Origin of the sequence: Streptomyces sp. NPDC005799, assembly GCF_040630525.1 — a bacterium.
GTDB classification, from domain to species: Bacteria; Actinomycetota; Actinomycetes; order Streptomycetales; family Streptomycetaceae; genus Streptomyces; species Streptomyces griseorubiginosus_B.
Genome location: NZ_JBEXXQ010000021.1, coordinates 31,838 through 52,329, shown reverse-complemented (window position 1 = coordinate 52,329; position 20,492 = coordinate 31,838). Strand labels below are relative to the sequence as shown.

Sequence of the window (20,492 nt, the reverse complement as noted above, 5' to 3'; positions counted from 1 at the left end):
GGTCAGACCCTGTCCAGGGGCCGGTGCGGGCCGCTGGGGAGTTCCGCCTCGATCCTGTCGTCGGGGCGCACCACGCCCCCTTCCCGCACGACGGTCATGATCCCGGCCTTGCGTACGACCTTGCCGGCCTCGTCCCTGCCGACGACCTGCTTGAGCAGCCCGTCCTGGAAGTTGTCGATCTGCAGACAGGGGTTGCGCAGACCGGTGACCTCCAGGACGGCGGAGTCGCCGACGCGCAGCAGGGTGCCGACCGGCAGGCCGAGCAGGTCGATGCCGCGCGTGGTGATGTTCTCGCCGAGCTCGCCGGGCGCCACCTTGAACCCGGCCTCGCCGACCTCGGCGAAGAGCTCCTCGTGGATGAGATGCACCTGGCGCAGGTTGGGCTGGGTGGGGTCCTGCGCGACCCTGGACCGGTGCTTGACCGTCACCCCGGCGTGCACGTCCCCCTCCACCCCCAGCCCGGCGAGCAGCGTGATGCTGTCCCGGTTCGGCTTGGTGAAGGAGTACACCCCGTTGCTGCTGACCGCCGTCACGCTTCCGCTCATCGTCGGACCCCCCTCGTCGGTAACGATCAGTTATGAGCCTATCCCGGGCCCGGACGCCCGAACACCGGGTCGGCCCAGCGTGGGGGCGCCGGTGGCGGCTCCTCCCCCGGGCCCGCCTGCCGAAGGTCCACCGCCGTCGCCGGATGACTGGCGTCCAGGCCTCCGGTCAGGGACGCGCGCAGATCGGAGACGAAGGCGAGACAGGAGGCGTGGCGCTCGTCCGGGGGCTTGGCGAGGGCCTTGGTGAAGACCGGGTCGACCTCGGGGGCGAGGTCGGGGCGGGACTCCGTCAGCGCAGGCGGCTGGTCGTACTGGTGGGCCCACAGCAGGGCCATGTCGTCGTCGCGGCGGAAGGGCGGGTGACCCGCGAGGGACTCGTAGACGACGCAGGCGAAACCGTAGACGTCGCAGCGTCCGTCGACCGGGCGGCCGGAGATCTGCTCGGGTGCCACGTAGTCGAGGGTGCCGACGAACTGGCCGACGGTCGTGAAGCCGGTCAGGGACAACGACTTCTTCGTCAGGCCGAAGTCGGTGAGGTAGCTGTGCTCCGGGTGGTCGCTGTCGGTGCCGCGGGCCACCAGGATGTTGCCGGGCTTCACGTCCCGGTGGACCAGCCCGTGTTCGTGGGCCGCGTCCAGCGCGGAGGCGACCTGCGCGGCGATGCGGACCGCGACCGAGGGGGCCAGCGGGCCGCGGCGGTCCAGGACATGCCGCAGGTCGCTGCCCTCGACGTAACGCATCGCGATGTACAGGACGCCGTCCGTCTCGCCCGCCTCGTAGATCGGCACGATGTGCGGGTGGTCGATGGCGGCGGCCGCCCGGGACTCGTGCGTGAAACGGAGCCGGAAGGTGTCGTTGCGGGCCAGCTCGGGGGCGAGCAGCTTCAGCGCGACCGTGCGGTCCAGGCGCAGGTCGCGGGCGCGGTAGACGACGGCCATGCCGCCGCGCCCGATCTCGCGCTCGATGCGGTAGTCGGCGACCTGGGTGCCGACCAGCTCGGAGGGGCGGCCCGAGAACAGGCCCGTGTCACGGTCCATCGGGCGTCACGACCTGGGTCGGGGCATGCCCGGCGTCCGCCGCGGCCGGACCCGCGGCCGCGCCGGGTCCGTCGTCGGTGGCGTACGGGGCCAGACGCGCTCCGTCGCCGTACACCCACCGGCCCTGCTCGGTGTCGTACAGCCACACGGACTCGCCGTCGACGACGATTCCGACGCGCAGCCCGCGCGTACGGCCGCGGAAGGACTCCCCGTCCATGCCGCCGGCGAGGTCCTCGACGGCGGCCCGGTAGTGGGCCAGGGCCTGTTCGGCGCGGGCGAGCAGGGGGCGCGGGTCGGCGATCCGGGCGCGGGGATCGCCGGCGGCCGGCGGTTCCTGGGGTACGGCGACCAGCAGGCGGCCGTCCACCCAGGCCGACCAGCCGTTGACGCACAGGACGTGCGCCCAGTCGCCGCGCCGCTCCGTCAGCTGCACGGGCAGCAACGGGTCGAGGGGCATGGTGGGGCGGGCGGGGTCGGGGGCCTCCCAGGCGGGCATGCCGTGCTGGGGGACGACGTGGGTGGGCCGGAATCCGGGCGTGGTCATCGCGGCCCTACTTCCGCATCACGGCCGGTTCGTGCCGGCGCAGCAGCCGGGACACCGCGAACCAGAAGACGGCGGACAGCACGACCAGCATGGCGATGTTCAGCAGCCACACCCCGGTGGAGTGCCGGAACAGCGGGTCGGCGGTCAGCTCGCCCGGGACGATCCGGGACAGCCCGATCGTGCCGGCCATCGCGCCGAGCGCCCAGCGTGAGGGCACCAGCCAGGACAGTTGTTCCAGGCCCGGTACGCCGTGCAGTTTCAACAGGGCGCCGCAGAAGACGACCTGGACGATGGCGAGCAGCACCAGAAGCGGCATCGTCACCTCCTCCTTGCGCACCAGCGCGGAGACCAGCAGGCCGAGCATCATCGCCGTGAACGCCAGCAGGGCGACCGCGACGGTGATTTCGACCAGGGGCGGCATCAACACGCCTTTCCCGCCGGGTGCGTTGAGATCGACGCCGAGCAGGGCGACGAGGGTCAGCACAACGGCCTGCAGCACGGTGACCGTGCCGAGGACGACGACCTTGGACATCAGGTACGCCGATCTGGACAGGCCCACGGCGCGTTCCCGCTGGTAGATGGTGCGCTCCTTCACCAGTTCGCGCACGGCGTTGGCCGCCCCCGTGAGGACTCCGCCGACGCACAGGATCAGCAGGGCGTTCATCGCCGTGTCATGGGTGAGTTTGCTGCCGGCCAGGGCGCGGGCCATGGCGCCCATCACGAACGGCAGGGCGATCATGATGGCGAGGAAGGTGCGGTCGGCGCTGAGCGCGGCGGTGTAGCGGCGCACCAGGGTGCCGAGCTGGGCGCCCCGGCTGCGTGGCCGGGCGGGCGGGGTGATGACGACCGGGCCGGAGCGGGGCACCCGGGGCTGGGCGGTGGCCTCGGTGACGTAGTGCCGGTGGAAGGGCGAGAGGCGGAAGTCGCCCGCCCAGTCGCGGTCGGCGTCCCGTTCGAAGGCCTCGAAGGCCTCCGGCCACTGTTCGAAGCCGAAGAAGGCGAGGGCGTCCTCGGGCGGGCCGTAGTAGGCGACCTTGCCGCCGGGTGCGAGGACCAGGAGTCGGTCGCACACGTCGAGGCTGAGGACGCTGTGGGTGACGACGATGACCGTGCGTCCGTCGTCGGCGAGGCCGCGCAGCATGTGCATCACCGAGCGGTCCATGCCGGGGTCCAGACCGGAGGTCGGCTCGTCGAGGAAGAGCAGGGAGGGCTTGGTCAGCAGCTCCAGGGCGACGCTGACGCGTTTGCGCTGGCCGCCGGAGAGGCTGTGCACGGGCTGGCGGGCGCGCTGCTCCAGGCCCAGCTCGCGGATGACCTCGTCGACGCGGGCCCGGCGCTCGGCCTTGGCGGTGTCCTGCGGGAAGCGCAGTTCGGCCGCGTAGGACAGGGCGCTGCGGACGGTGAGCTGGGAGTGCAGGATGTCGTCCTGCGGGACCAGGCCGATGCGCTGGCGCAGCTCGGCATAGTCGCGGTAGAGGTCGCGGCCGTCGTAGAGGACGGTGCCGTGGTCGGCGGGCCGCTGCCCGGTGAGCGCGTTGAGCAGGGTGGATTTTCCGGCACCGCTCGGGCCGACGACCGCGAGCAGGCACTTCTCCCCGACCGGGAAGGAGACGTGGTCCAGCAGCGTCTTGCGGCCCCGGTCGACGGCGACCGCGAGATCCTGCACGTCGAGGGAGACCTCGCCGGTGTCGACGTATTCCTGCAGGGTGTCGCCGACGAGGCTGAACGCCGAGTGGCCGATGCCGACGATGTCGCCGGGGCCGATCGGGGCGACGGTGACGGGCGTGCCGTTGAGGTAGGTGCCGTTGTGGCTGCCGAGGTCGGCGATCTCGTAGCTGCCGTCGGGCAGGGCGCGCAGTTCGGCGTGCCGGCGGGAGACGCCGAGGTCGTCGATGACCAGGTCGTTGTCGGTGGCGCGGCCGATGCGCAGGGTGCGGGTGGGCAGCGGCCGTACGGTGGTGGGCTGGCGGAAGGTGCCGGTCAGGCCGGGCATCGACACCGCGGAGGGGCGTTCGACGACCGGTGGCGGGCAGTCGAGCAGGACGGCGCGGGGGCCGTCGGAGGGGTTGCCGAAGCGAATGACGCTTCCGGGTCCGACGCCCCACTCGTGGACACGGCGGCCGTCGGCGAACGTGCCGTTGGTGCTGTGCTCGTCCTCGACCAGCCAGTGACCGTCCTCGGGCCGCAGCACCGCGTGGTGCCACGAGACCCGCGCGTCGTCCAGGACGATGTCGCACAGCGGGTCGCGGCCCACGTGGTAGTCGTGGCTCGGGCTCATCACCGTGGAGCCCGTCTCGGTCTCCAGCACGAGTTCAGGCGCTGTCGGAGCGACCGGCCGCTCTGCCATGCGGCAAATACTACCGATTCGTCCACATGTGCGCCTGGCGCGAGGAGCGGTCCCGGAGCTCAGCCGACAGGCATGAACAGCGCCGGGACGACCCGCTGCATGCGCAGTGCGTCTACGGACTCGGCGAGCAGCTCGTACTCGGTGGTCTCGTCGCAGATGGCGACCCGCACCAGTCTCCCGGCGGCCAACTCGTCGGCGACCAGCTCCTGTTGGGAGAGTTCACCGCACCACCAGCGCAGCGCGGTCGGCACGTCCGGCACGGTCTCGGCGACCGGGATCAGCGAACCGGACGGGAAGTGTTCGGCCTCGGGCTGCGGGTCGAGACGGTCGGCGATCCAGATGGCGCGGTCGCGCAGCCACCACAGCGCGAGGGCGAGGGTGGGGGCACGGTAGGTGCCCAGGGGTACGCCGATGCGCTGCCCGGCACAGACTCCGTACGCGGTGACGTGGCATAAGAACTCGTCATGCATGGTCATTCCCCCGCTGCTCGTTCGCCTCTCGGCCTTTCCTCGCTTTCCGGGCGGCTCATGTGCGGTACGTGACGGCGTCTTCGCTCGCCGTGAAGTCCCTCAACTGTTGAGTATGTTCACTACTGAAACAGTGTCACCATGCTTTTCCGGCCAGTCTCCTGGCATATTCACAGGGGCAGTTGGCCGAAATGCGCGGGTCGGTTCATTACCCGAGGGGTAATCGACCCACCGCCCCGCGCCGGGCAGGGTGGTCGTACCGGGTCGCCGAGACCGCGATCCAGGCTCTGACCAGCAACGACTACCTCTGTGGAGGCTGATCGCCATGTCCGCGAACACCGACCGTTACGAGAACGCCGTCGCCCGCTACTTCGAGGCCTGGAACGCGGGCGAGCCGGAGGAGCTGGCGAAGGCGGTCGCCGCCGCGTGGACCCCAAACGGTTCCTACACCGACCCGCTGGCCGATGTCACCGGCCACGAGGGGATCGCCGCCGTGATCGCCGCGGCCCACGAGCAGTTCCCCGGGTTCGCCTTCCGGCCGGCCGGCCCGGTCGACGGCCACCACGGCACGGCGCGTTTCTCCTGGGAGCTGGTCAACGAGTCCGACGGCTCGGCGCCGGTGGCCGGCTTCGACGTCATCACGCTGGACGAGGACGGGCGCATCCGCACCGTGCTGGGCTTTCTGGACCGGGTGCCGACCGGGACGTGAGCACGCGGCCGGGGCGATGAGTTTCCCCGCTCCCGACGGTCTCCTGTACACGACCACCGGGAGCGGAGGAACCACCATGGTGACGACCGGAAAACTCGACGAGCAGTTCACCGCCGTCCTGCGCAAGAGCCCCGCCGAGGGTGGCTGGACCTATCTGGTCTGGCCGAAGTCCGTCGACTTCTTCGGCACCCGCGGGCTCGTCAAGGTCCGCGGCACGATCGACGGACACCCCTTCCGCAGCTCCTTCATGGCCCTCGGCGACGGCACCCACAAACTGCCGGTCAAGGCCGACCTCCGCAAGGCGATCGGCAAGACGGAGGGCGACTCGGTGACCGTACGCCTGGAGGAGCGGCTCTAGGCCCGGGCGGCGTCCCGGTAGCGGCGGGGGGCTACGCCCATGGAGCGTTTGAAGGCGTTGCTGAAGGCGCTTTCGGAGGTGTAGCCGACGGAGCGGGCGAGCGTGGCGATGGGGGCCGTGTCCTGGCGCAGGGCGCGGGCCGCGAGACTCATGCGCCAGTTCAGCAGGTACGTCAGCGGCGGCACCCCGGCCGCCTCCTTGAACCGTACGGCGAAGGTGGTGCGGGACATCGCGGCGGCGCGGGCCAGCTCCTGGAGCCGCCAGGGGTGTCCCGGGTCGGCGTGCATCAGACGCAGCGCCGGGACGAGCCGTTCGTCGGCGAGAGCGCGTAGCCAGCCGGGCGGCAGCCCGCCGGCCTCGGCGAGGCAGACCCGCAGCACCTGCACGAACATCAGCTGGGCCAGCTGGTCCGAGGCGAACTCGCCGCCCGCCCGGCGCGTCTTCATCTCCCCCATCAGCTGCCCGACCAGCCAGCGCAGCACGGACGCCTCGGCCGCGTCGGCTGTCACGTGGATGAGCTCCGGCAGCGCCCGGCGCAGCAGCTCGCCGCTGTCCCGGCTGAGGTCGATGTGCCCGGAGACGCAGGCGACGTCCTCGCCCTCGCCGAGCCGCCCCATGCGGGTTCCTGGGTCCATCGCGACCTGGTCGGAGCTGATCGGCTCGATGCCGGGCCCGCTGCACAGCACATACGGCCGTCTGCCGTCGGAGACCACGATGTCGCCCTCGACCAGTGGCAGTGGCTCGCCGCCGTCCGGCGGCAGCAGCAGGCATCGTCCGCGCACCACGGCGTTGACCTTCAGTTTGTCGCGCCCCACGAGCCGGATCGCCCAGTGCCCTCCGGCCAGGAATCCCCCGGAGAACACACTGCGGGCGTCGGCGACGGCGAGAGCGTCGGAGAGCGGATCCGCGGTCATGCTCGAACCATCACGCAAGCAATGCGGATTCTCAAGCATTCATCGTACGGATCGGCGGTCCTACGGTGGCCTGGTCAGTCCATTTCGAGGAGAGCCAGACATGACCACCACCGCACAGCGTCCCGTCCGCTCCGGCTTCGGCGCCGCGTCCACCGCCGAGGAGGTGACCAGCGGGATCGACCTGACCGGGAAGGTCGCGATCGTCACCGGCGGCTACTCGGGGATCGGCCTGGAGACGGCCCGGGTGCTGCGCTCCGCCGGCGCCCAGGTCGTCGTACCGGCGCGTGACCTCGAGCGGGCGCGGGCCGCGCTGACGGTTGTGCCCGGGGCCGAGACCGAGTACCTGGACCTGCTGGATCCGGCGTCGATCGACGCCTTCGCGGAGAAGTTCCTGGCCTCCGGACGGCCGCTGCACCTCCTGGTCAACAGCGCCGGGATCATGGCGACTCCCCTGACCCGGGACGCGCGCGGCTACGAGGCACAGTTCGCGACCAACCACCTGGGGCACTTCCAGCTGGTCCGACGCCTGTGGCCGGCGCTCGTCGCGGCAGGCGGAGCACGGGTCGTGTCCGTGTCCTCCCGGGGCATCCGCTTCGGCGGCGTCGACTTCGACGACCTGCACTTCGAGCACCGGCCCTACGAGCCGTTCGTCGCGTACGGCCAGTCGAAGACGGCCAACGCGCTGTTCGCCGTGGAGCTGGACCGGCGCGGGCGCACCGAGGGCGTACGGGCCTTCTCCGTGCACCCCGGCATCATCATCGACACCGGGCTGATCAAGCACCTCGACCCGGAGATCGTCCGGGCGTCGGGCACGGTCGACGCAGACGGCAGGCCCGTCATCGATCCCGGCCGTCAGTGGAAGACGGTGCAGCAGGGCGCGGCCACCGGCGTCTGGTGCGCGACCAGTCCCCAGCTGGCCGGCCTCGGCGGGGTCTACTGCGAGAACTGCGACGTCAGCCCGCTCGTGACGCCCGAGACCGAGGCCGCCTGGTACGAGAGCGAGCGGACGCCCGGCGTGCTGCCGGGCGCCGTCGATCCGAAGGCGGCGGCCCGCCTCTGGGAGGTCAGCGAGCGTCTTACGGCGTGACGATCGCGTCGATGCGGGCCAGTTCGTCGGCGTCGAAGTCCAGGTTGCGGGTGGCCGCGACGCTGTCCTCGATCTGCTGCGGGCTGCTCGCGCCGACCAGCGCGGAGGTCACCCGGCCGCCGCGCAGCACCCACGCGAGGGCCAGCTGGGCCAGGGTCTGTCCGCGGCCCTTGGCGATCTCGTCGAGAGCACGCAGCTTGGCCACCAGGTCCTCGGTGACCGCGTCCGACTGCAGGAACGGGCTGTCGGAGGCGGCCCGCGAGTCCTCCGGGATGCCGTCGAGGTAGCGGGAGGACAGCAGGCCCTGCTCCAGCGGGGAGAAGACGATGGAGCCGACCTGGAGCTCGTCGAGCGCGTCCAGCAGGCCGCCGTCCTCGGGGCGGCGGTCGAGCATCGAGTAGCGCGGCTGGTGGATCAGCAGTGGGGTGCCCAGCTCGCCCAGGATGCGTGCGGCCTCCCGGGTCTGCTCGGCCGAGTAGTTGGAGATGCCGACATAGAGCGCCTTGCCCTGCTGCACCGCGGAGTGCAGGGCGCCCATCGTCTCCTCCAGCGGAGTCTCCGGGTCGGGGCGGTGCGAGTAGAAGATGTCGACGTAGTCCAGGCCCATCCGGGCAAGGCTCTGGTCCAGCGAGGACAGCAGGTACTTGCGCGAGCCCCACTCGCCGTACGGGCCGGGCCACATCAGATAGCCGGCCTTGGTGGAGATCACCAGCTCGTCGCGGTAGCGCGCGAAGTCGCCCTTGAGGGCCTCGCCGAAGGCCAGCTCGGCGGCGCCGGGCGGCGGGCCGTAGTTGTTGGCGAGGTCGAAGTGGGTGACGCCGAGGTCGAAGGCGCGGCGCAGAATGGCCCGCTGAGTCTCGACCGGGCGGTCGGGACCGAAGTTGTGCCACAGGCCGAGCGAGATCGCGGGGAGCTTGAGGCCGCTGCGTCCGGTGCGCCGGTAGGGCAGGTCCGCGTAGCGGTCGGGGTGTGCGGTGTACAACGCGACTCCAGAGGGGTTGGCACAGGACTTTCTCGGTTCCGGAAACCGGTACCCCATCTTTGGCGACCTGAGGGCAGTGGTCCAACAGGAGAATGCGATGGAACTCAGCAGATAGGCTGCACAATCATGGAACTCCGCCATCTCCAGCACTTCGTCGCGGTCGCCGAGGACCAGCATTTCACCCGGGCCGCCGAACGGCTGATGGTCTCCCAGTCGGGGCTGTCGGCCTCGATCCGGGCGCTGGAGCGGGAGTTGCAGACGCCGCTGTTCGTGCGCACCACCCGCAGGGTGACGCTCACCGAGGCGGGACGGGCGCTGCTGGGCGAGGCCGAGCGGATCCTGGCACAGGTGCGGGCGGCGCACGAGGCGGTCGCGGCCGTGCAGGGAGTGCTGCGGGGCACGCTGTCGGTGGGGACCGAGCAGTGCATCGCGGGCGTGCATGTGGCGCGGCTGCTGGCGGCGTTCCGGCACCGGCATCCGGACGTGGAGATCCGGCTGCGGCAGGCGGGCTCGCTGGAACTCGCCGAGGAGGTCGCGGCGGGACGGCTGGACCTGGCCTTCGCCTACCGTACGCAGGCGGACACCGACCAGCTGCGCTCGGTGTCGCTGACGGCCGAGCCGATGACCGTGCTGTGCCATCCCAGCCACCGCCTGGCGAGGGACGACGCGGCGGTGACCCCGGACGATCTGGGCTGCGAGGTGTTCGTCGACTTCCAGCCCGACTGGGGCCCGCGCCGCACCACCGACGCGGCCTTCACCGCGGCGGGTGTACGGCGCACGGTGGCGCTGGAGGTCAACGACGTGCACAGTCTGCTGGACCTGGTGGACGAGAACCTCGGCGTGGCCGTCGTCCCCCGGCACTTCCGGCACAAGCGCGAGGCGCTGACCGCCCTGCCCGTGAAGGGCACGGGCGAGACGGTCTACGAGACGGTGGCCCTGCTGCCGCCGGCCCCGGCGACCAGTCCGGCGGCGCGGGCACTGATGGCGCTTCTGGAACAGGCGACACACGACAGCGTGTGATGCGCGATGGTGGAGTCATGCATGCAAAGGACATCCTCATCGACGGCCACAGCCGCATCCGGGAAGAAGTCCACTCCGTCGTCGAGGGGCTCGGCCCGGACGAGCTCAACGCCCGCCCCTCGCACGACGCCAACTCCGTCAGCTGGCTGATCTGGCATCTGACCCGGGTCCAGGACGACCACGTCGCCGACGCCTTCGGGCTGGAGCAGGTCTGGCTCACCCAGGACTGGTTCAAGCGCTTCGGCCTGGACCTGCCCCGCCACGACACCGGCTACGGGCACAGCTCCACGAGGGTCGGCAAGGTCCGGGTCGACTCCGGCGAGCTGCTGACCGGCTATTACGACGCCGTGCACGAGCAGACCCTCTCCGTCCTGGGTGAGCTGGCCTCGCAAGACCTGGACCGCGTCGTCGACGAACGCTGGGAGCCGCCCGTCACCCTGGGTGTCCGCCTGGTCAGCGTCCTGTCCGACGATCTGCAGCACGTCGGACAGGCCGCCTATGTGCGCGGGCTGCTTCAGAACGCTGCCGCGTAGCCCGGCAGGACGACGTCCTCGATGAGGGCCTTGCGCTCGTCGAACGGGATGAACGCGCTCTTGACGGCGTTCACCGTGACGGTGCGCAGGTCCTCGACCGTCCAGCCCGCCTCCTCCACCAGCAGGGACATCTCCCGGGTCATCGTCGTGCCCGAGACCAGACGGTTGTCGGTGTTGAGGGTGACCCGGAAGCCCAGGTCCTTAAGGGCCGTGATCGGGTGCTCGGCGATCGAGGGGGCCGCACCCGTCTGGAGGTTGGAGGTCGGGCACATCTCCAGCGCGATACGGCGGTCGCGCACCCAGCCCGCGAGCCGGCCGAGCTTGCCGTCGACGATGTCCTCGGTGAGGCGCACTCCGTGGCCGATGCGCTGCGCGCCGCACACCTGTACGGCCTGGTGGATGCTGGGCAGTCCGTGCGCCTCGCCGGCGTGGATGGTGAAGGGCACGCTCTCGCGGCGCAGGTGCTCGAAGGCGTCGAGGTGGTCGGCAGGCGGGAAACCGTCCTCGGCGCCGGCGATGTCGAAGCCGACGACGCCGGCGTCCCGGAACGCGACGGCCAGGTCGGCCGCCTCGCGGACCCGGTCGAACATCCGCATGCCGCACAGCAGGGTGCCCACCCGGACGGGGGTACCGGCGGCAGCGGCCTTCGCCATGCCGGCCGCGAGCCCCTCCTGGACGGTCTCGACGACCTCGCTGAGCGCCAGCCCGCCCCGGGTGTTCAGCTCGGGCGCGTAGCGCACCTCCGCGTAGACGACCCCGTCGGCCGCCAGGTCGAGCACGTACTCCTCCGCGACACGCAGCAGGCCCTCGCGGGTCTGCATGACGGCCAGGGTGTGCTCGAAGGTGGCTATGTAACGCACCAGGTCACCGGAGTTGGCGGCCTCGAAGTACCAGGCGGCCAGCTCGTCGGGGTCCGTGGTGGGCAGGGTGTGACCGACCGCGGCCGCGAGGTCCACCACGGTGGCGGGGCGCAGGCCACCGTCCAGGTGGTCGTGCAGGACGGCCTTGGGGAGGCGGCGGATCACATCGGCGTCTACGCGCGTAGCGGTCATGGCGGGCGCTTTCTACGACAGGCGGTTCTGGGAGAACGGGGGTTACACGGCGGGCTGGAGCAGGTCCCAGCGGTTTCCGTACAGGTCCTGGAAGACGGCGACGGAGCCGTAGGGCTCATGCCGCGGCTCCTCCAGGAAGGTCACGCCGGCGGCGAGCATACGGGCGTGGTCGCGGGCGAAGTCGTCGGTGTGCAGGAAGAAGCCCACCCGTCCGCCGGTCTGGTCGCCGACCCGGTCACGCTGCGCCTCGCCCTTGGCGCGGGCGAGCAGCAGGCCGGTGCCGTGGGCATCGGTGCCGGGACCGACGACCACCCACCGGGACCCGTCGGGGCGCGGTGCGTCCTCGACGAGCCGGAATCCGAGGGCCTCGGTGTAGAAGCGGATCGCCTCGTCATAGTCGTCGACGACGAGGGTGACCAGGGCGATGCGACTCATCGGGGCCTTTCGGGGTGAGCGGTTGACGGGTGAGGTTATACGTAAAACTCGGGGAACGCCAGTCGGTATCGGAAAGGCCCTGCGGCGACCCCGGACCGCCTTCGCGGGACGGGCCGGGAGGCACGGGTACGGCGGGTGGTCAGTCGCTCGGTCCGCGCAGGGCGCCCAGCCGTCGCAGTTCCTCGTCCGTCAACCGCAACGCGCCCGCGGCGAGGTTCTCGACGAGGTGGTCGGGGTTGCTCGTGCCGGGGATGGCGAGGACGTGCGGGCCCTGGTGCAGGGTCCAGGCGAGCCGGACCTGAGCGGGACTGGCGCCATGGGCCTCGGCGACGGCGCGTACCGCGGCGTCGTGGTGATCGGCGGCGGCGCGCGGACCGCTCTTGCCGGCGACGGCGTAGAACGGCACGAAGGCGATGCCCTGCTCGCCGCAGAGGCGCAGGACTTCGTCGGTGTCGGGGTTCGGGTCGTCGAGCGCGTACCGGTTCTGCACGCTCACCACGGGCGCGATGGCCTGCGCCTCGGCCAAGTGCCGGGGTTCGACGTCGGACAGGGCCAGGTGCCTGATGAGGCCCGCCTCGCGCAGTTCGGCCAGGGCGCCGAAGTGCTCGGCGACGGACTCCTGCCGCATGCGGCGCAGATAGACCAGGTCCAGGTGGTCGCGGCCGAGCTGGCGCAGGTTCTCCTCGACGTGGCCGCGCAGCTGGTCGGGCCGGGCGGAGGTGCCCCACTCGCCGTGGTAGTCGCGGAAGGGGCCGACCTTCACGGCGATGAGGAGGTCGTCCGGGTACGGCGCCAGGGCGGCGTTGATGATCTCGTTGGCGGAGCGCAGCTGGGAGAAGTAGAAGGCGGCGGTGTCGATGTGGTTGACGCCGAGCTCGATCGCCCTGCGCAGCACGGCGATCGAGCGGTCCCGGTCGCTGGGGGTGCCGAGGTGGAAGGCGGCGCTGCCCGTCAGCCGCATGGCTCCGAAGCCGATGCGGCTGACGGTCAGGCCGGCGAGTTTCCAGGTGCCCGCGGCGTCCGCGGTGATCGTTTCGGAGGTCATCGGCGGAGTCTCGCACAGCACCCGTGCTCCGCCGATCCTTTTACGGATACGTGTACGAGTTGAGGGTGTCGACGGCGGAGGCGGGGTCGCCCAGGTCGTAGCGGTCCACAGCGAGGAAGTTGGGCTTCTTGCGGGCGGCCGGCTGGCAGAACCGCTGGGCGCGGTCGGCGAGTTTGGTGTTGTCCGTGCCGGCCGTGCCGGCGACCGCGGCGTCCCGGAAGTGGTTCATGACGAACAGGGGACGGAAGCCGCTCTCCGTGCGGGTGAGCGGGACGTTGGTGTTCGCGTCGTACCAGCGGCTGTAGCAGGACCAGTCGGAGGAGCCGACGCCGGAGCCCATGGACCAGTAGTTCTCGACGGTCCACTCACGCTGGTACATCACGCCGAAGCTGTCCCGGGTGAGGCCGGCCGACTCGTCGGAGGAGCGGCTGTGATCGGTGAAGATCAGCAGCCGTTGGTTCGCGGCGATCAGGTCGGCCAGTCGGGGCCAGCCGTGCTGCCGGACCCCGGTGCGGTCGGGACGGTACAGGACGTCGTACAGGCCGCTGACGCGGGCGAGTTCGGACCGCAGGACGCCCGGATCGACGTAGTCCTCGAGGAAGACGGTGACGACCTGGTCGGGATGGGCCTTGAGGAAGTCGACCATGCGCTGGAGGTCGACCCAGAGGGCGACGGGCCTGCTGACCAGGGTGCAGCTGTCGTGGCAGAGGATCGCACCGTCCGGGGTCTGGTGGATGTCCAGCATGAACCCCCGTACGCCGTCGGCGAGTTGCTGGTTGATGCCACGCGCCTGGTTGGGGAAGAAGTTGACGAACGGCGGCGCGAAACCGCCGTCGACGCCGTTGGCGTAGGCGTTGTGGGCGGTGAGGAACGTGACCTGGTCCAGGGTACGTTGGTCCTGGGGCGGCATCGGCGCGGTCGGCGTGGTGACGGGGGTGAGGTACCAGCCGGACAGGTCGCCGGAGGCTCCGACGGCCAGCTGGGCGGGGTAGTTGGCCCCGGAGGGCTTGCCCGCGACCGTCAAGTAGCGGTCCGTACCAGGTGCCTTGAGCGTGAACTGTTCGCTGCCGGAGGGGACGATCTCCCACGCCGCGTCCGGGCTCGTGCAGGTGAGGGTTCTGGCCTGGTCACCGGAGCGGCCGAGACAGCTGCCGGCGGCGTCGGTGCTCTCCAGGAGGTACGACGATCCACTCGCCGTCAGTCTCCACTGCTGGTGGTCCTCGTTGCCCTTGGGTCTGTGCTGTTCGACGGCTCCGGCGTTGTCGGCGGCGTTCAGCCCGGTCGTGGCGCTCTGGACGTAGTAGAGGCCGGGTGCCGGAACGGCGGCTGCCGCGTGGGCCGGAGGTGCCACGACCGTGGCGGCGAGCGCCGCGGCCGTGGCGAGCAGGGCGTGGGGGGTGCGCATGGTGGTGCCCTTCGTCCGAGGTGAGCATCGGGTGATCAGGTGCATGACACCATGAGGCAGGGGCCGCCGTCAGCAGGAGAGGTTGCCGCCGGGTGACACGCCAGTGCGCGCAGTTGTGGCATTCAGGAGGAACTCCGGTTCGGGAACGGCTGGTTGCACTGCGCCTTGCCGACCACGAAGCCGGCAGCGATACGAGGCCCGGACACGATCGGCTCCTTCGCGGAACACGGCCGTACCCGGTGAGGGGCACGGCCGCGGTGGGGGGTTGTGGAGCCACACTCAACTCCCTTGGTCTGTACCAGTCAAGGGTGTAGACCAGTCAACCCCGGTTCCCGTCCGGAAAGGGGCACGCACGCGACGAACCCCGGTGCGAACACACCGGGGTTCGTGGGGCGGTGATGGGCCGTCAGGCGAGCAGCCTGCGCTTCTGTTCCTCGAACTCGGCTTCGGTCAGAACGCCTTGGGCCTTCAGGTCGCCGAGCTGCTTGAGCTGGTCGATCTTGTTCGTCATGTCGTCGGCAGTGGAGGTGGCGGGCGGAGGCGGAGGCGCCTGGTAGCCCTGCTGGGGCCCCTGTGGCTCCTGGTAGGCGGACTGCTGTTGGGCCTGCTCCGCCCAGCGGCCCTGCTGGCGGCGTGACACCCGATTGGAGACCGCGGTCGCCGTGCCCGCGACCACGGCGGTACGCGCAACTCCGCGAAGTAGACCTGGCATGGCAATCGCCTCTTACCCGAAGTCGATGGAAGACACCATGTCCATTGCACCATCACCCTCATCGGGCGGCATCTCGGCATGGCGTATGACGTGCGCGTTCCATGATCCCGCGCTTCTCACCTCAGGACGCGGCCTCGGCGGCCTCGAGGGCGGCGAGGACGGCCTGCACGTTCAGGCGTCCGGAGGCGACGAGCTGGGCGCCGCCGCGCCGCAGGGCGCTCGCGAAGGGCGCCGCCCACAGGTTCTCGTAGACGAGCAGACCGGCCGAGTTGCCCGGCTCCACCGCCGCGGCCGCCTCTTCCAGGTCGTCCTGCCCCAGCAGGTCCGAGCTGGCCCCTTCGAAAACGGCGAGGTCGAGTTGACCGTCGCCGGTGAGGTCGGCGATCTCCAGGGCGGTCACCGATCCGTCCTCGTCCTTCCTGATGAACCTCAGGTCCAGGATGCGGATGATGCCGCGGTCCACCAGATCCACCAGCAGCGGGAAGGCCTCGCCCGTCATGCGGTTGCCGGGGAACTCCACGACCACGTAGTCGATGGGTCCCATGTCGTCGAACTCGCTCATGGTGGTCACCTCTGGCAGGCCTGGACTCCCCCTGGTTGCCATTGCATCACCGGACATGGACCGGCGCACCTCGTGCAAGCGTCACTCCTCCGGGCCCTCCCGGCTCGCCCGGTGACCTCTCCCGGGATCTCCTCGGAGGCATGACGAGCAGCGACACGCCCCAGCCGGACCGCCCGAACGACGGTGAGCTGGAGGAACTGCGGCGCCGGGTCAGTGAACTGGAGAGCACCCGGCGCGAGCCGAAGCACCGGCTGCGGGCGCTCGGTTCGACCCTGCTGATCATTCTGGCGTCCCTGCTGGCCCTGCTCGCGGTGGTCGCGGTCTGGGCGAACAGCATCATCCGGGACACCGATCGCTACGTCGCCACCGTGGCACCCCTCGCGTCCAACCCCGACGTGCAGAAGGCGGTGACCGACCGGGTCACCAACGCCGTTCTGGAGCGGGTCGACGTGGACGCGCTCGTCAAGCAGCTGGAAGACGCGGCGGCACAGAAGGGCGTGCCGCCGAAGGTCGCGACCCTGATCGGCAAACTGGACGCACCGATCACCAACGGCCTGAAGACACTGGTGAGCACCACCGTGCAGCGCGTGGTCTCCAGCTCCGCCTTCGAGACGGCCTGGAAGAACGCCAACCGCCGGGCCCACAGCGCCGTGGACAAGGCGCTCACGGGCAACAGCGACAGTGTCGTCCAGTTGAAGGACAACGCGGTCGCCATCGACGTGGGGCCGATCGTGGACCAGGTGAAGCAGCGCCTCGTCTCCTCGGGTCTGGGGGTCGCGGCAAACATCCCGTCGGTCCACACGGACTTCGTGGTGGTCCAGGGCAAGGACATCGGCAAGGTGAAGACGTATCTGCGAGTGCTGCAGATCATCGGCGACTGGATGCCGATCATCGCGGTCCTCGTCGCCGCCGCGGGCGTGTTCGTGGCAACCCATCGCCGGCGGGCGCTGATCGGGGCCGCGATCGGGTTCTTCCTCGCGATGGTGCTGCTCGGTGTCACGCTCAGTGTCTTCCGCGCGGTGTACCTGGACCATCTGCCGCCGGGCACCAACTCGGCCGCCGCGGGCGCCGTGTACGACGCGCTGGTGCGGTTCCTGCGCTCCAGCGTGCGGGCGGTCGGGGCGCTGGCCCTGGTCACGGCCATCGGCGCGTTCTTCGTCGGCCCGTCCCGCCCCGCCGTCTTCACCCGGCACTTCTTCAGCAGGAGCATCGGCGCGGGGCGGGACGCGTCCGTCTCGGCCGGGCTGCGACTGGGCCCGGTGGGCCGGTTCGTGCACCGCTTCAAGAAGTGGATCGGAGCGGCGATCCTCGCGGTGGCCGCGATCGTCCTGTTCACCTGGAGCTATCCGACCACGGCGGTGGTGATCTGGACCGCCGTGATCGTGCTGGCCGCCTTCGCCATCCGCGAGTTCCTGGACGTCAGGACGTCAGCTGACTGATGCTTCTGCTCACCAGGAACAGCCCGGCCACCAGTGCCACGGCCACGAGCGCCTGTTCCTGGTGGGTCTCGATCCAGGTGCGCAGCTTCCCGAGGCGCACCCTGGCCGAGTCCGGGGCGAACGTCGTGTACACCTCCATCGCCAGCAGACTGCTCGTGGCGAGCAGGCAGTAGCCGAACAGGGCCAGGTACGAGGAGGTGTGGGACAGGTCGGCGCCGACCACCGTCGCGGCGCCGGCCGCCACGAGCCCCCAGGGCTGGAGGAGCGGAGCCATCCCCGCCGCGCCCCACAGGGACAGCCGGTCGAGCCGCGCCATCAATCCGCCGCCGGACGACTTGTGCCGGTGCCGGCGCCGATCATGGTCGCCGTGCCGCGACCGGTGCCGGTACCAGCCGTACCCGAGGAGCCCCACGCCGATGGCGAGCTTGACGGCGGAGGCGGCGGTGGAGGGCGGGGACCTCGGAGCCGGCGGTTTGCCGCCGGTGGTGAGCAGGACGACGGTCAGGACAGCCACGAAACACGCGAGCCAGGCCAGGATGAAGACCAGGCCCTTCAGGATTCCGCGATCAGCCGACAGCACCAGGACGAACGCGGTCACCGACAGGGGGAACACGGCGATCGCGAGGCCGATGAACACCAGGTCAAGCACCATCGCGGCCCCCGCGCGATCCTGCCCGCCCGGACACGGAACGGCTTTCGCCCATGGCCTCAGTCTCACCGCTGGGCGCGCGGCTCACCATTCGTCAACGGTGGGGCGGCTCACCCGATCGCGTGGCCATGCTTCTCGGTCGCCGCTGTTCATGCCGTTTTGCTGACCCGTTCGGCCCTGCGGGGTGCGCCTGCCTGGGCCAAGCGGCCCCAGTGAGGGCACCCTGGCAGCATGCAGTCAGGGACAGGGACCGGAGGAAACAGCCCGGACCGCCCGTCGCGCCGGGCATCGCGCCGGAAACGCCTCGCCTCGACGCGGGCCCGGCTGGTGGGACTGCGGACCCGGGCCGAGACCCGCTTCCCGGTGATCACACATCTGCTGTCGCATCTGATCTCGGTGAACGTGCTCGACTCGGCGACCCGGCTGGCGGCCCAGACGTTCCTCACGGCCGTCCCGCTGCTGTTCGTGGTGGCGTCCATCGCCCCGCCGGCCCTGCGCGACCAGCTCGTCAACTCCCTGCACGACGCCTTCGGACTGTCCGGAAGTGCGAACGCCGAACTCAGCAAGGCCGTCCAGGGCACCGGTGCCCCGTCCGACGAGCTTCGGCAGACCACCGGTGTGATCGGCGGGCTGATGGTGCTCGTCTCGGCCACCGCGTGCAGCCGTGCCATGCAACGGATGTGCCAGCGCGCCTGGAGCCTGCCCAAGGCGGGTGCACGGGTGGCCGCCTGGCGCTGGGTCGTCTGGCTCGCGGCCTGGCTGCTGATGTTCGGACTGCAGGGGAGCCTGCGCGACGGCTTCGGCCTCGGCCTGTGGCTCGGCGTGCCCCTGCTGCTGATCGCGGAGGTCGCCATCTGGTGGTGGACGCAGCATCTGCTGCTGGTGGCGCGCGTGCCCTGGCGGCCGTTGCTGCCGGGCGCGCTGCTGACCGGAGCGGCCCTGACCGTCCTCACCTCCGCCGCGCCCCTGTACGTGCCCAGGGCCCTCAACCACAGCCTGGACAAGTACGGCTCGCTGGGCGCCGTCTTCACCCTGCTGTCCTGGCTCATCACGCTCTGCGTGGTCGCGACCCTGTGCATCACTGCCGGCGCTGTCATCGCCCGCGAGCCCTGGGCGGCCCGCCGTCTGGGCACGCCCGTGCTGCCGGACGCGCCGCCCGACGACATGTAGAGGACCGTTCCGGGGAGAAGGCGCGTCAGTGAGCCGGCTGATCGGCCGGTTCCTCGCCGGCCACCGGAAGGCTCGGGCCCTGCGGCAGCAGCTGGACGACCACGAACGACACGACGGCGGCCAGCACGACGAGGGCCACCGTCTCGACATTGCCCAGCAGCAGCACGACCAGGACGACGCAGCTCACCGGCAGCCGCAGGGCCGCGGTCACCGAAGCCGCCATCCCGACCGCCATCGCCGGGACCACCCCCAGTCCGGGCAGCGGTGCCAGCAGCACCCCGGCCGCACCGCCCAGGAACAGGGCGGGAAACACAGGGCCACCGCGCAGGCTGCCCAGGCACAGCGCGTACGCCAGGCCCTTGAAGGCCAGTACGGCGATGAGCGCGCCCACCGGCCAGGCATGCGGGTCCTGGGCCAGCCGGGCCAGCGTGTCCTCCCCGGACAGGGCCGCCTCGGCCGGTGAGCGTCCCGTGGCGAGCGCGTAGAGGGTGATGCAGACCCCGGCGCCGAGCGCGCAGATGGTCGTGTTCCGCACCGTCCGCCTCGCCACGAAACGGGCCGCGAACCGCCCGCCCACGAAGATCGAGTGGACGAGGAACGCGAGGGCGGGGGCCAGCACCAGCACCCACAGCACGTCACCCCAGTCGAGTGGCGGCGGCTTGGGCAGGCCGATGTTCAGGCTTCCCGTCTGGAGGCCGGTCCAGTGGACGAATCCGGTGAAGATCAGGTCTCCCACGCCGCTGGCCAGCAGGGCCGGCAGCATCACCGCGAACAGTTGCGGCCCGCCCACCCCGGCGACCTCCATCAGCAGCACCGCGCCCACGATCGGGTTCCCGAAGAGCGCGGAGATGGCGGCCGCCGCCCCCGCCGCGCCCAGCAGCGCCGTACTCGCCTGGGTCTGCGGAGCTCGGACCAGGCCCGCGAAGAGCAGTGCGAATCCGCCGCCCATCGCGATCAGCGGGGCCTCGGGTCCCAGCACGACGCCGAGCGGAAGCCCGACCAGTGCGGCGATCAGGACACCCGGCAGCGCCTTGCTGGAGACGCCTCCGGCGTGCAGACCTCCGGCGGGGAGGTGTCCGCCCCGACCCGGCAACCGGGCGACCACCAGGCCGACGACGAGACCGGCCACCGTCAGCAGCGGAAGCGCCCACCACCAGGGAGCCTGCTTCCAGCCCAGGTCCTTGGGCCAGGTCGTCCAGAGCAGGTCTTCCAGCTGGCGCAGGGCCACGAGGAACCAGAACGCGATCAGGGCCACCGGAACGCCGATCAGCCCGCAGAACACCAGGGCCTTGCGGTACTCCGGCCGGCCCAGCATGGTCCTCAGCAGATCGGCCTCCGGAGGCTGGCTGCGCTCCGCCGCCTCCGAGCGGCCCTCCGACGTCGTCCCGGCGATGGGTCCTCCCGATTTCGGCGCCACACGCGGTGGCCGCTCCAACTATCGGAACATATCGGGACGAACATACCCGCGGGGGACAGCCCG

At 70.9% G+C, this 20,492-nt stretch carries 22 protein-coding genes; 7 read left to right on the top strand and 15 right to left on the bottom strand.

What is annotated here, in order from left to right:
• Positions 1–2 precede the first annotated feature (2 nt).
• Genes ABZ453_RS21625 through ABZ453_RS21605 form a run of 5 tightly spaced genes read right to left on the bottom strand, consistent with a single transcriptional unit; the run spans position 3 to position 4,943 of the window.
• A complete protein-coding gene (locus ABZ453_RS21625) occupies positions 3–545 on the bottom strand; it encodes an MOSC domain-containing protein (RefSeq protein ID WP_359016648.1) in 543 nt (180 codons plus the stop codon).
• Between the two features lie 38 nt (positions 546–583).
• Entirely contained in the window at positions 584–1,582 is a 999-nt protein-coding gene (locus ABZ453_RS21620; protein WP_359016646.1) for a serine/threonine-protein kinase, read from the bottom strand.
• Complete coding sequence (locus tag ABZ453_RS21615) at positions 1,572–2,126, bottom strand: hypothetical protein (protein WP_359016645.1); 555 nt, start codon at positions 2,124–2,126, stop codon at positions 1,572–1,574. Before ABZ453_RS21615 ends, ABZ453_RS21620 begins: the two co-directional genes overlap by 11 nt.
• 7 nt (positions 2,127–2,133) lie before the next feature.
• Positions 2,134–4,473, bottom strand: coding sequence for an FHA domain-containing protein (locus ABZ453_RS21610; protein WP_359016643.1), 2,340 nt, complete (start codon positions 4,471–4,473; stop codon positions 2,134–2,136).
• A gap of 59 nt (positions 4,474–4,532) precedes the next feature.
• Entirely contained in the window at positions 4,533–4,943 is a 411-nt protein-coding gene (locus ABZ453_RS21605; RefSeq protein WP_359016641.1) for a hypothetical protein, read from the bottom strand.
• A gap of 322 nt (positions 4,944–5,265) precedes the next feature.
• Here ABZ453_RS21605 and ABZ453_RS21600 point away from each other — a divergent pair, with 322 nt between their 5' ends.
• On the top strand, positions 5,266–5,649 hold the full coding sequence (locus ABZ453_RS21600) for a nuclear transport factor 2 family protein (RefSeq protein WP_359016639.1): 384 nt from the start codon (positions 5,266–5,268) through the stop codon (positions 5,647–5,649).
• 76 nt (positions 5,650–5,725) lie between these two features.
• A complete protein-coding gene (locus ABZ453_RS21595) occupies positions 5,726–6,007 on the top strand; it encodes a DUF1905 domain-containing protein (RefSeq protein ID WP_359016637.1) in 282 nt (93 codons plus the stop codon).
• Here the strand turns inward: ABZ453_RS21595 and ABZ453_RS21590 are convergent.
• Positions 6,004–6,921, bottom strand: a complete 918-nt coding sequence (locus ABZ453_RS21590; RefSeq protein ID WP_359016635.1) for an AraC family transcriptional regulator — start codon at positions 6,919–6,921, stop codon at positions 6,004–6,006. The two genes, ABZ453_RS21595 and ABZ453_RS21590, sit on opposite strands and share 4 nt — an antisense overlap.
• A gap of 100 nt (positions 6,922–7,021) precedes the next feature.
• On the opposite strand from ABZ453_RS21590, the gene ABZ453_RS21585 reads away from it, so the two are divergent.
• Complete coding sequence (locus ABZ453_RS21585; protein WP_359016633.1) at positions 7,022–8,008, top strand: oxidoreductase; 987 nt, start codon at positions 7,022–7,024, stop codon at positions 8,006–8,008.
• On the opposite strand, the gene mgrA is transcribed toward ABZ453_RS21585, so the two are convergent.
• Complete coding sequence (mgrA, locus tag ABZ453_RS21580; protein ID WP_359016631.1) at positions 7,998–8,990, bottom strand: L-glyceraldehyde 3-phosphate reductase; 993 nt, start codon at positions 8,988–8,990, stop codon at positions 7,998–8,000. The two genes, ABZ453_RS21585 and mgrA, sit on opposite strands and share 11 nt — an antisense overlap.
• A gap of 126 nt (positions 8,991–9,116) precedes the next feature.
• On the opposite strand from mgrA, the gene ABZ453_RS21575 reads away from it, so the two are divergent.
• Together ABZ453_RS21575 and ABZ453_RS21570 are read left to right on the top strand one after the other, a co-directional pair.
• On the top strand, positions 9,117–10,010 hold the full coding sequence (locus ABZ453_RS21575) for a LysR family transcriptional regulator (RefSeq protein ID WP_359016629.1): 894 nt from the start codon (positions 9,117–9,119) through the stop codon (positions 10,008–10,010).
• Between the two features lie 17 nt (positions 10,011–10,027).
• Positions 10,028–10,543 carry a DUF664 domain-containing protein gene (locus tag ABZ453_RS21570; RefSeq protein WP_359016627.1) on the top strand — a complete coding sequence of 172 codons (516 nt, stop codon included), beginning with the start codon at positions 10,028–10,030 and terminating at the stop codon, positions 10,541–10,543.
• On the opposite strand, the gene ABZ453_RS21565 is transcribed toward ABZ453_RS21570, so the two are convergent.
• The 6 genes from ABZ453_RS21565 to ABZ453_RS21540 all read right to left on the bottom strand — a co-directional run bounded on the left by ABZ453_RS21565 (position 10,525) and on the right by ABZ453_RS21540 (position 15,754).
• Entirely contained in the window at positions 10,525–11,595 is a 1,071-nt protein-coding gene (locus tag ABZ453_RS21565; protein ID WP_359016625.1) for an adenosine deaminase, read from the bottom strand. The two genes, ABZ453_RS21570 and ABZ453_RS21565, sit on opposite strands and share 19 nt — an antisense overlap.
• Before the next feature lie 42 nt (positions 11,596–11,637).
• The gene (locus tag ABZ453_RS21560; protein WP_359016623.1) at positions 11,638–12,030 is read right to left on the bottom strand and encodes a VOC family protein; all 393 of its coding nucleotides are present in this window, start codon (positions 12,028–12,030) and stop codon (positions 11,638–11,640) included.
• Positions 12,031–12,169: 139 nt separating this feature from the next.
• Complete coding sequence (locus tag ABZ453_RS21555) at positions 12,170–13,075, bottom strand: aldo/keto reductase (RefSeq protein ID WP_359016621.1); 906 nt, start codon at positions 13,073–13,075, stop codon at positions 12,170–12,172.
• Positions 13,076–13,115: 40 nt separating this feature from the next.
• The gene (locus ABZ453_RS21550) at positions 13,116–14,480 is read right to left on the bottom strand and encodes a phospholipase (protein ID WP_359016619.1); all 1,365 of its coding nucleotides are present in this window, start codon (positions 14,478–14,480) and stop codon (positions 13,116–13,118) included.
• A 406-nt stretch (positions 14,481–14,886) separates the two neighbouring features.
• Positions 14,887–15,192, bottom strand: a complete 306-nt coding sequence (locus ABZ453_RS21545; RefSeq protein ID WP_359016617.1) for an SHOCT domain-containing protein — start codon at positions 15,190–15,192, stop codon at positions 14,887–14,889.
• Between the two features lie 121 nt (positions 15,193–15,313).
• Positions 15,314–15,754 carry a DUF6325 family protein gene (locus tag ABZ453_RS21540; RefSeq protein ID WP_359016616.1) on the bottom strand — a complete coding sequence of 147 codons (441 nt, stop codon included), beginning with the start codon at positions 15,752–15,754 and terminating at the stop codon, positions 15,314–15,316.
• Positions 15,755–15,894: 140 nt separating this feature from the next.
• On the opposite strand from ABZ453_RS21540, the gene ABZ453_RS21535 reads away from it, so the two are divergent.
• Positions 15,895–17,193, top strand: a complete 1,299-nt coding sequence (locus tag ABZ453_RS21535; RefSeq protein ID WP_359016614.1) for a hypothetical protein — start codon at positions 15,895–15,897, stop codon at positions 17,191–17,193.
• Here the strand turns inward: ABZ453_RS21535 and ABZ453_RS21530 are convergent.
• Positions 17,174–17,845 carry a GAP family protein gene (locus ABZ453_RS21530; RefSeq protein WP_359016613.1) on the bottom strand — a complete coding sequence of 224 codons (672 nt, stop codon included), beginning with the start codon at positions 17,843–17,845 and terminating at the stop codon, positions 17,174–17,176. The two genes, ABZ453_RS21535 and ABZ453_RS21530, sit on opposite strands and share 20 nt — an antisense overlap.
• A gap of 228 nt (positions 17,846–18,073) precedes the next feature.
• On the opposite strand from ABZ453_RS21530, the gene ABZ453_RS21525 reads away from it, so the two are divergent.
• The gene (locus tag ABZ453_RS21525) at positions 18,074–19,012 is read left to right on the top strand and encodes a YhjD/YihY/BrkB family envelope integrity protein (RefSeq protein ID WP_359016610.1); all 939 of its coding nucleotides are present in this window, start codon (positions 18,074–18,076) and stop codon (positions 19,010–19,012) included.
• Between the two features lie 25 nt (positions 19,013–19,037).
• Here ABZ453_RS21525 and ABZ453_RS21520 read toward each other — a convergent pair whose 3' ends face one another.
• Positions 19,038–20,327 carry a chloride channel protein gene (locus ABZ453_RS21520; protein WP_359016822.1) on the bottom strand — a complete coding sequence of 430 codons (1,290 nt, stop codon included), beginning with the start codon at positions 20,325–20,327 and terminating at the stop codon, positions 19,038–19,040.
• Between the last annotated feature and the right edge of the window lie 165 nt (positions 20,328–20,492).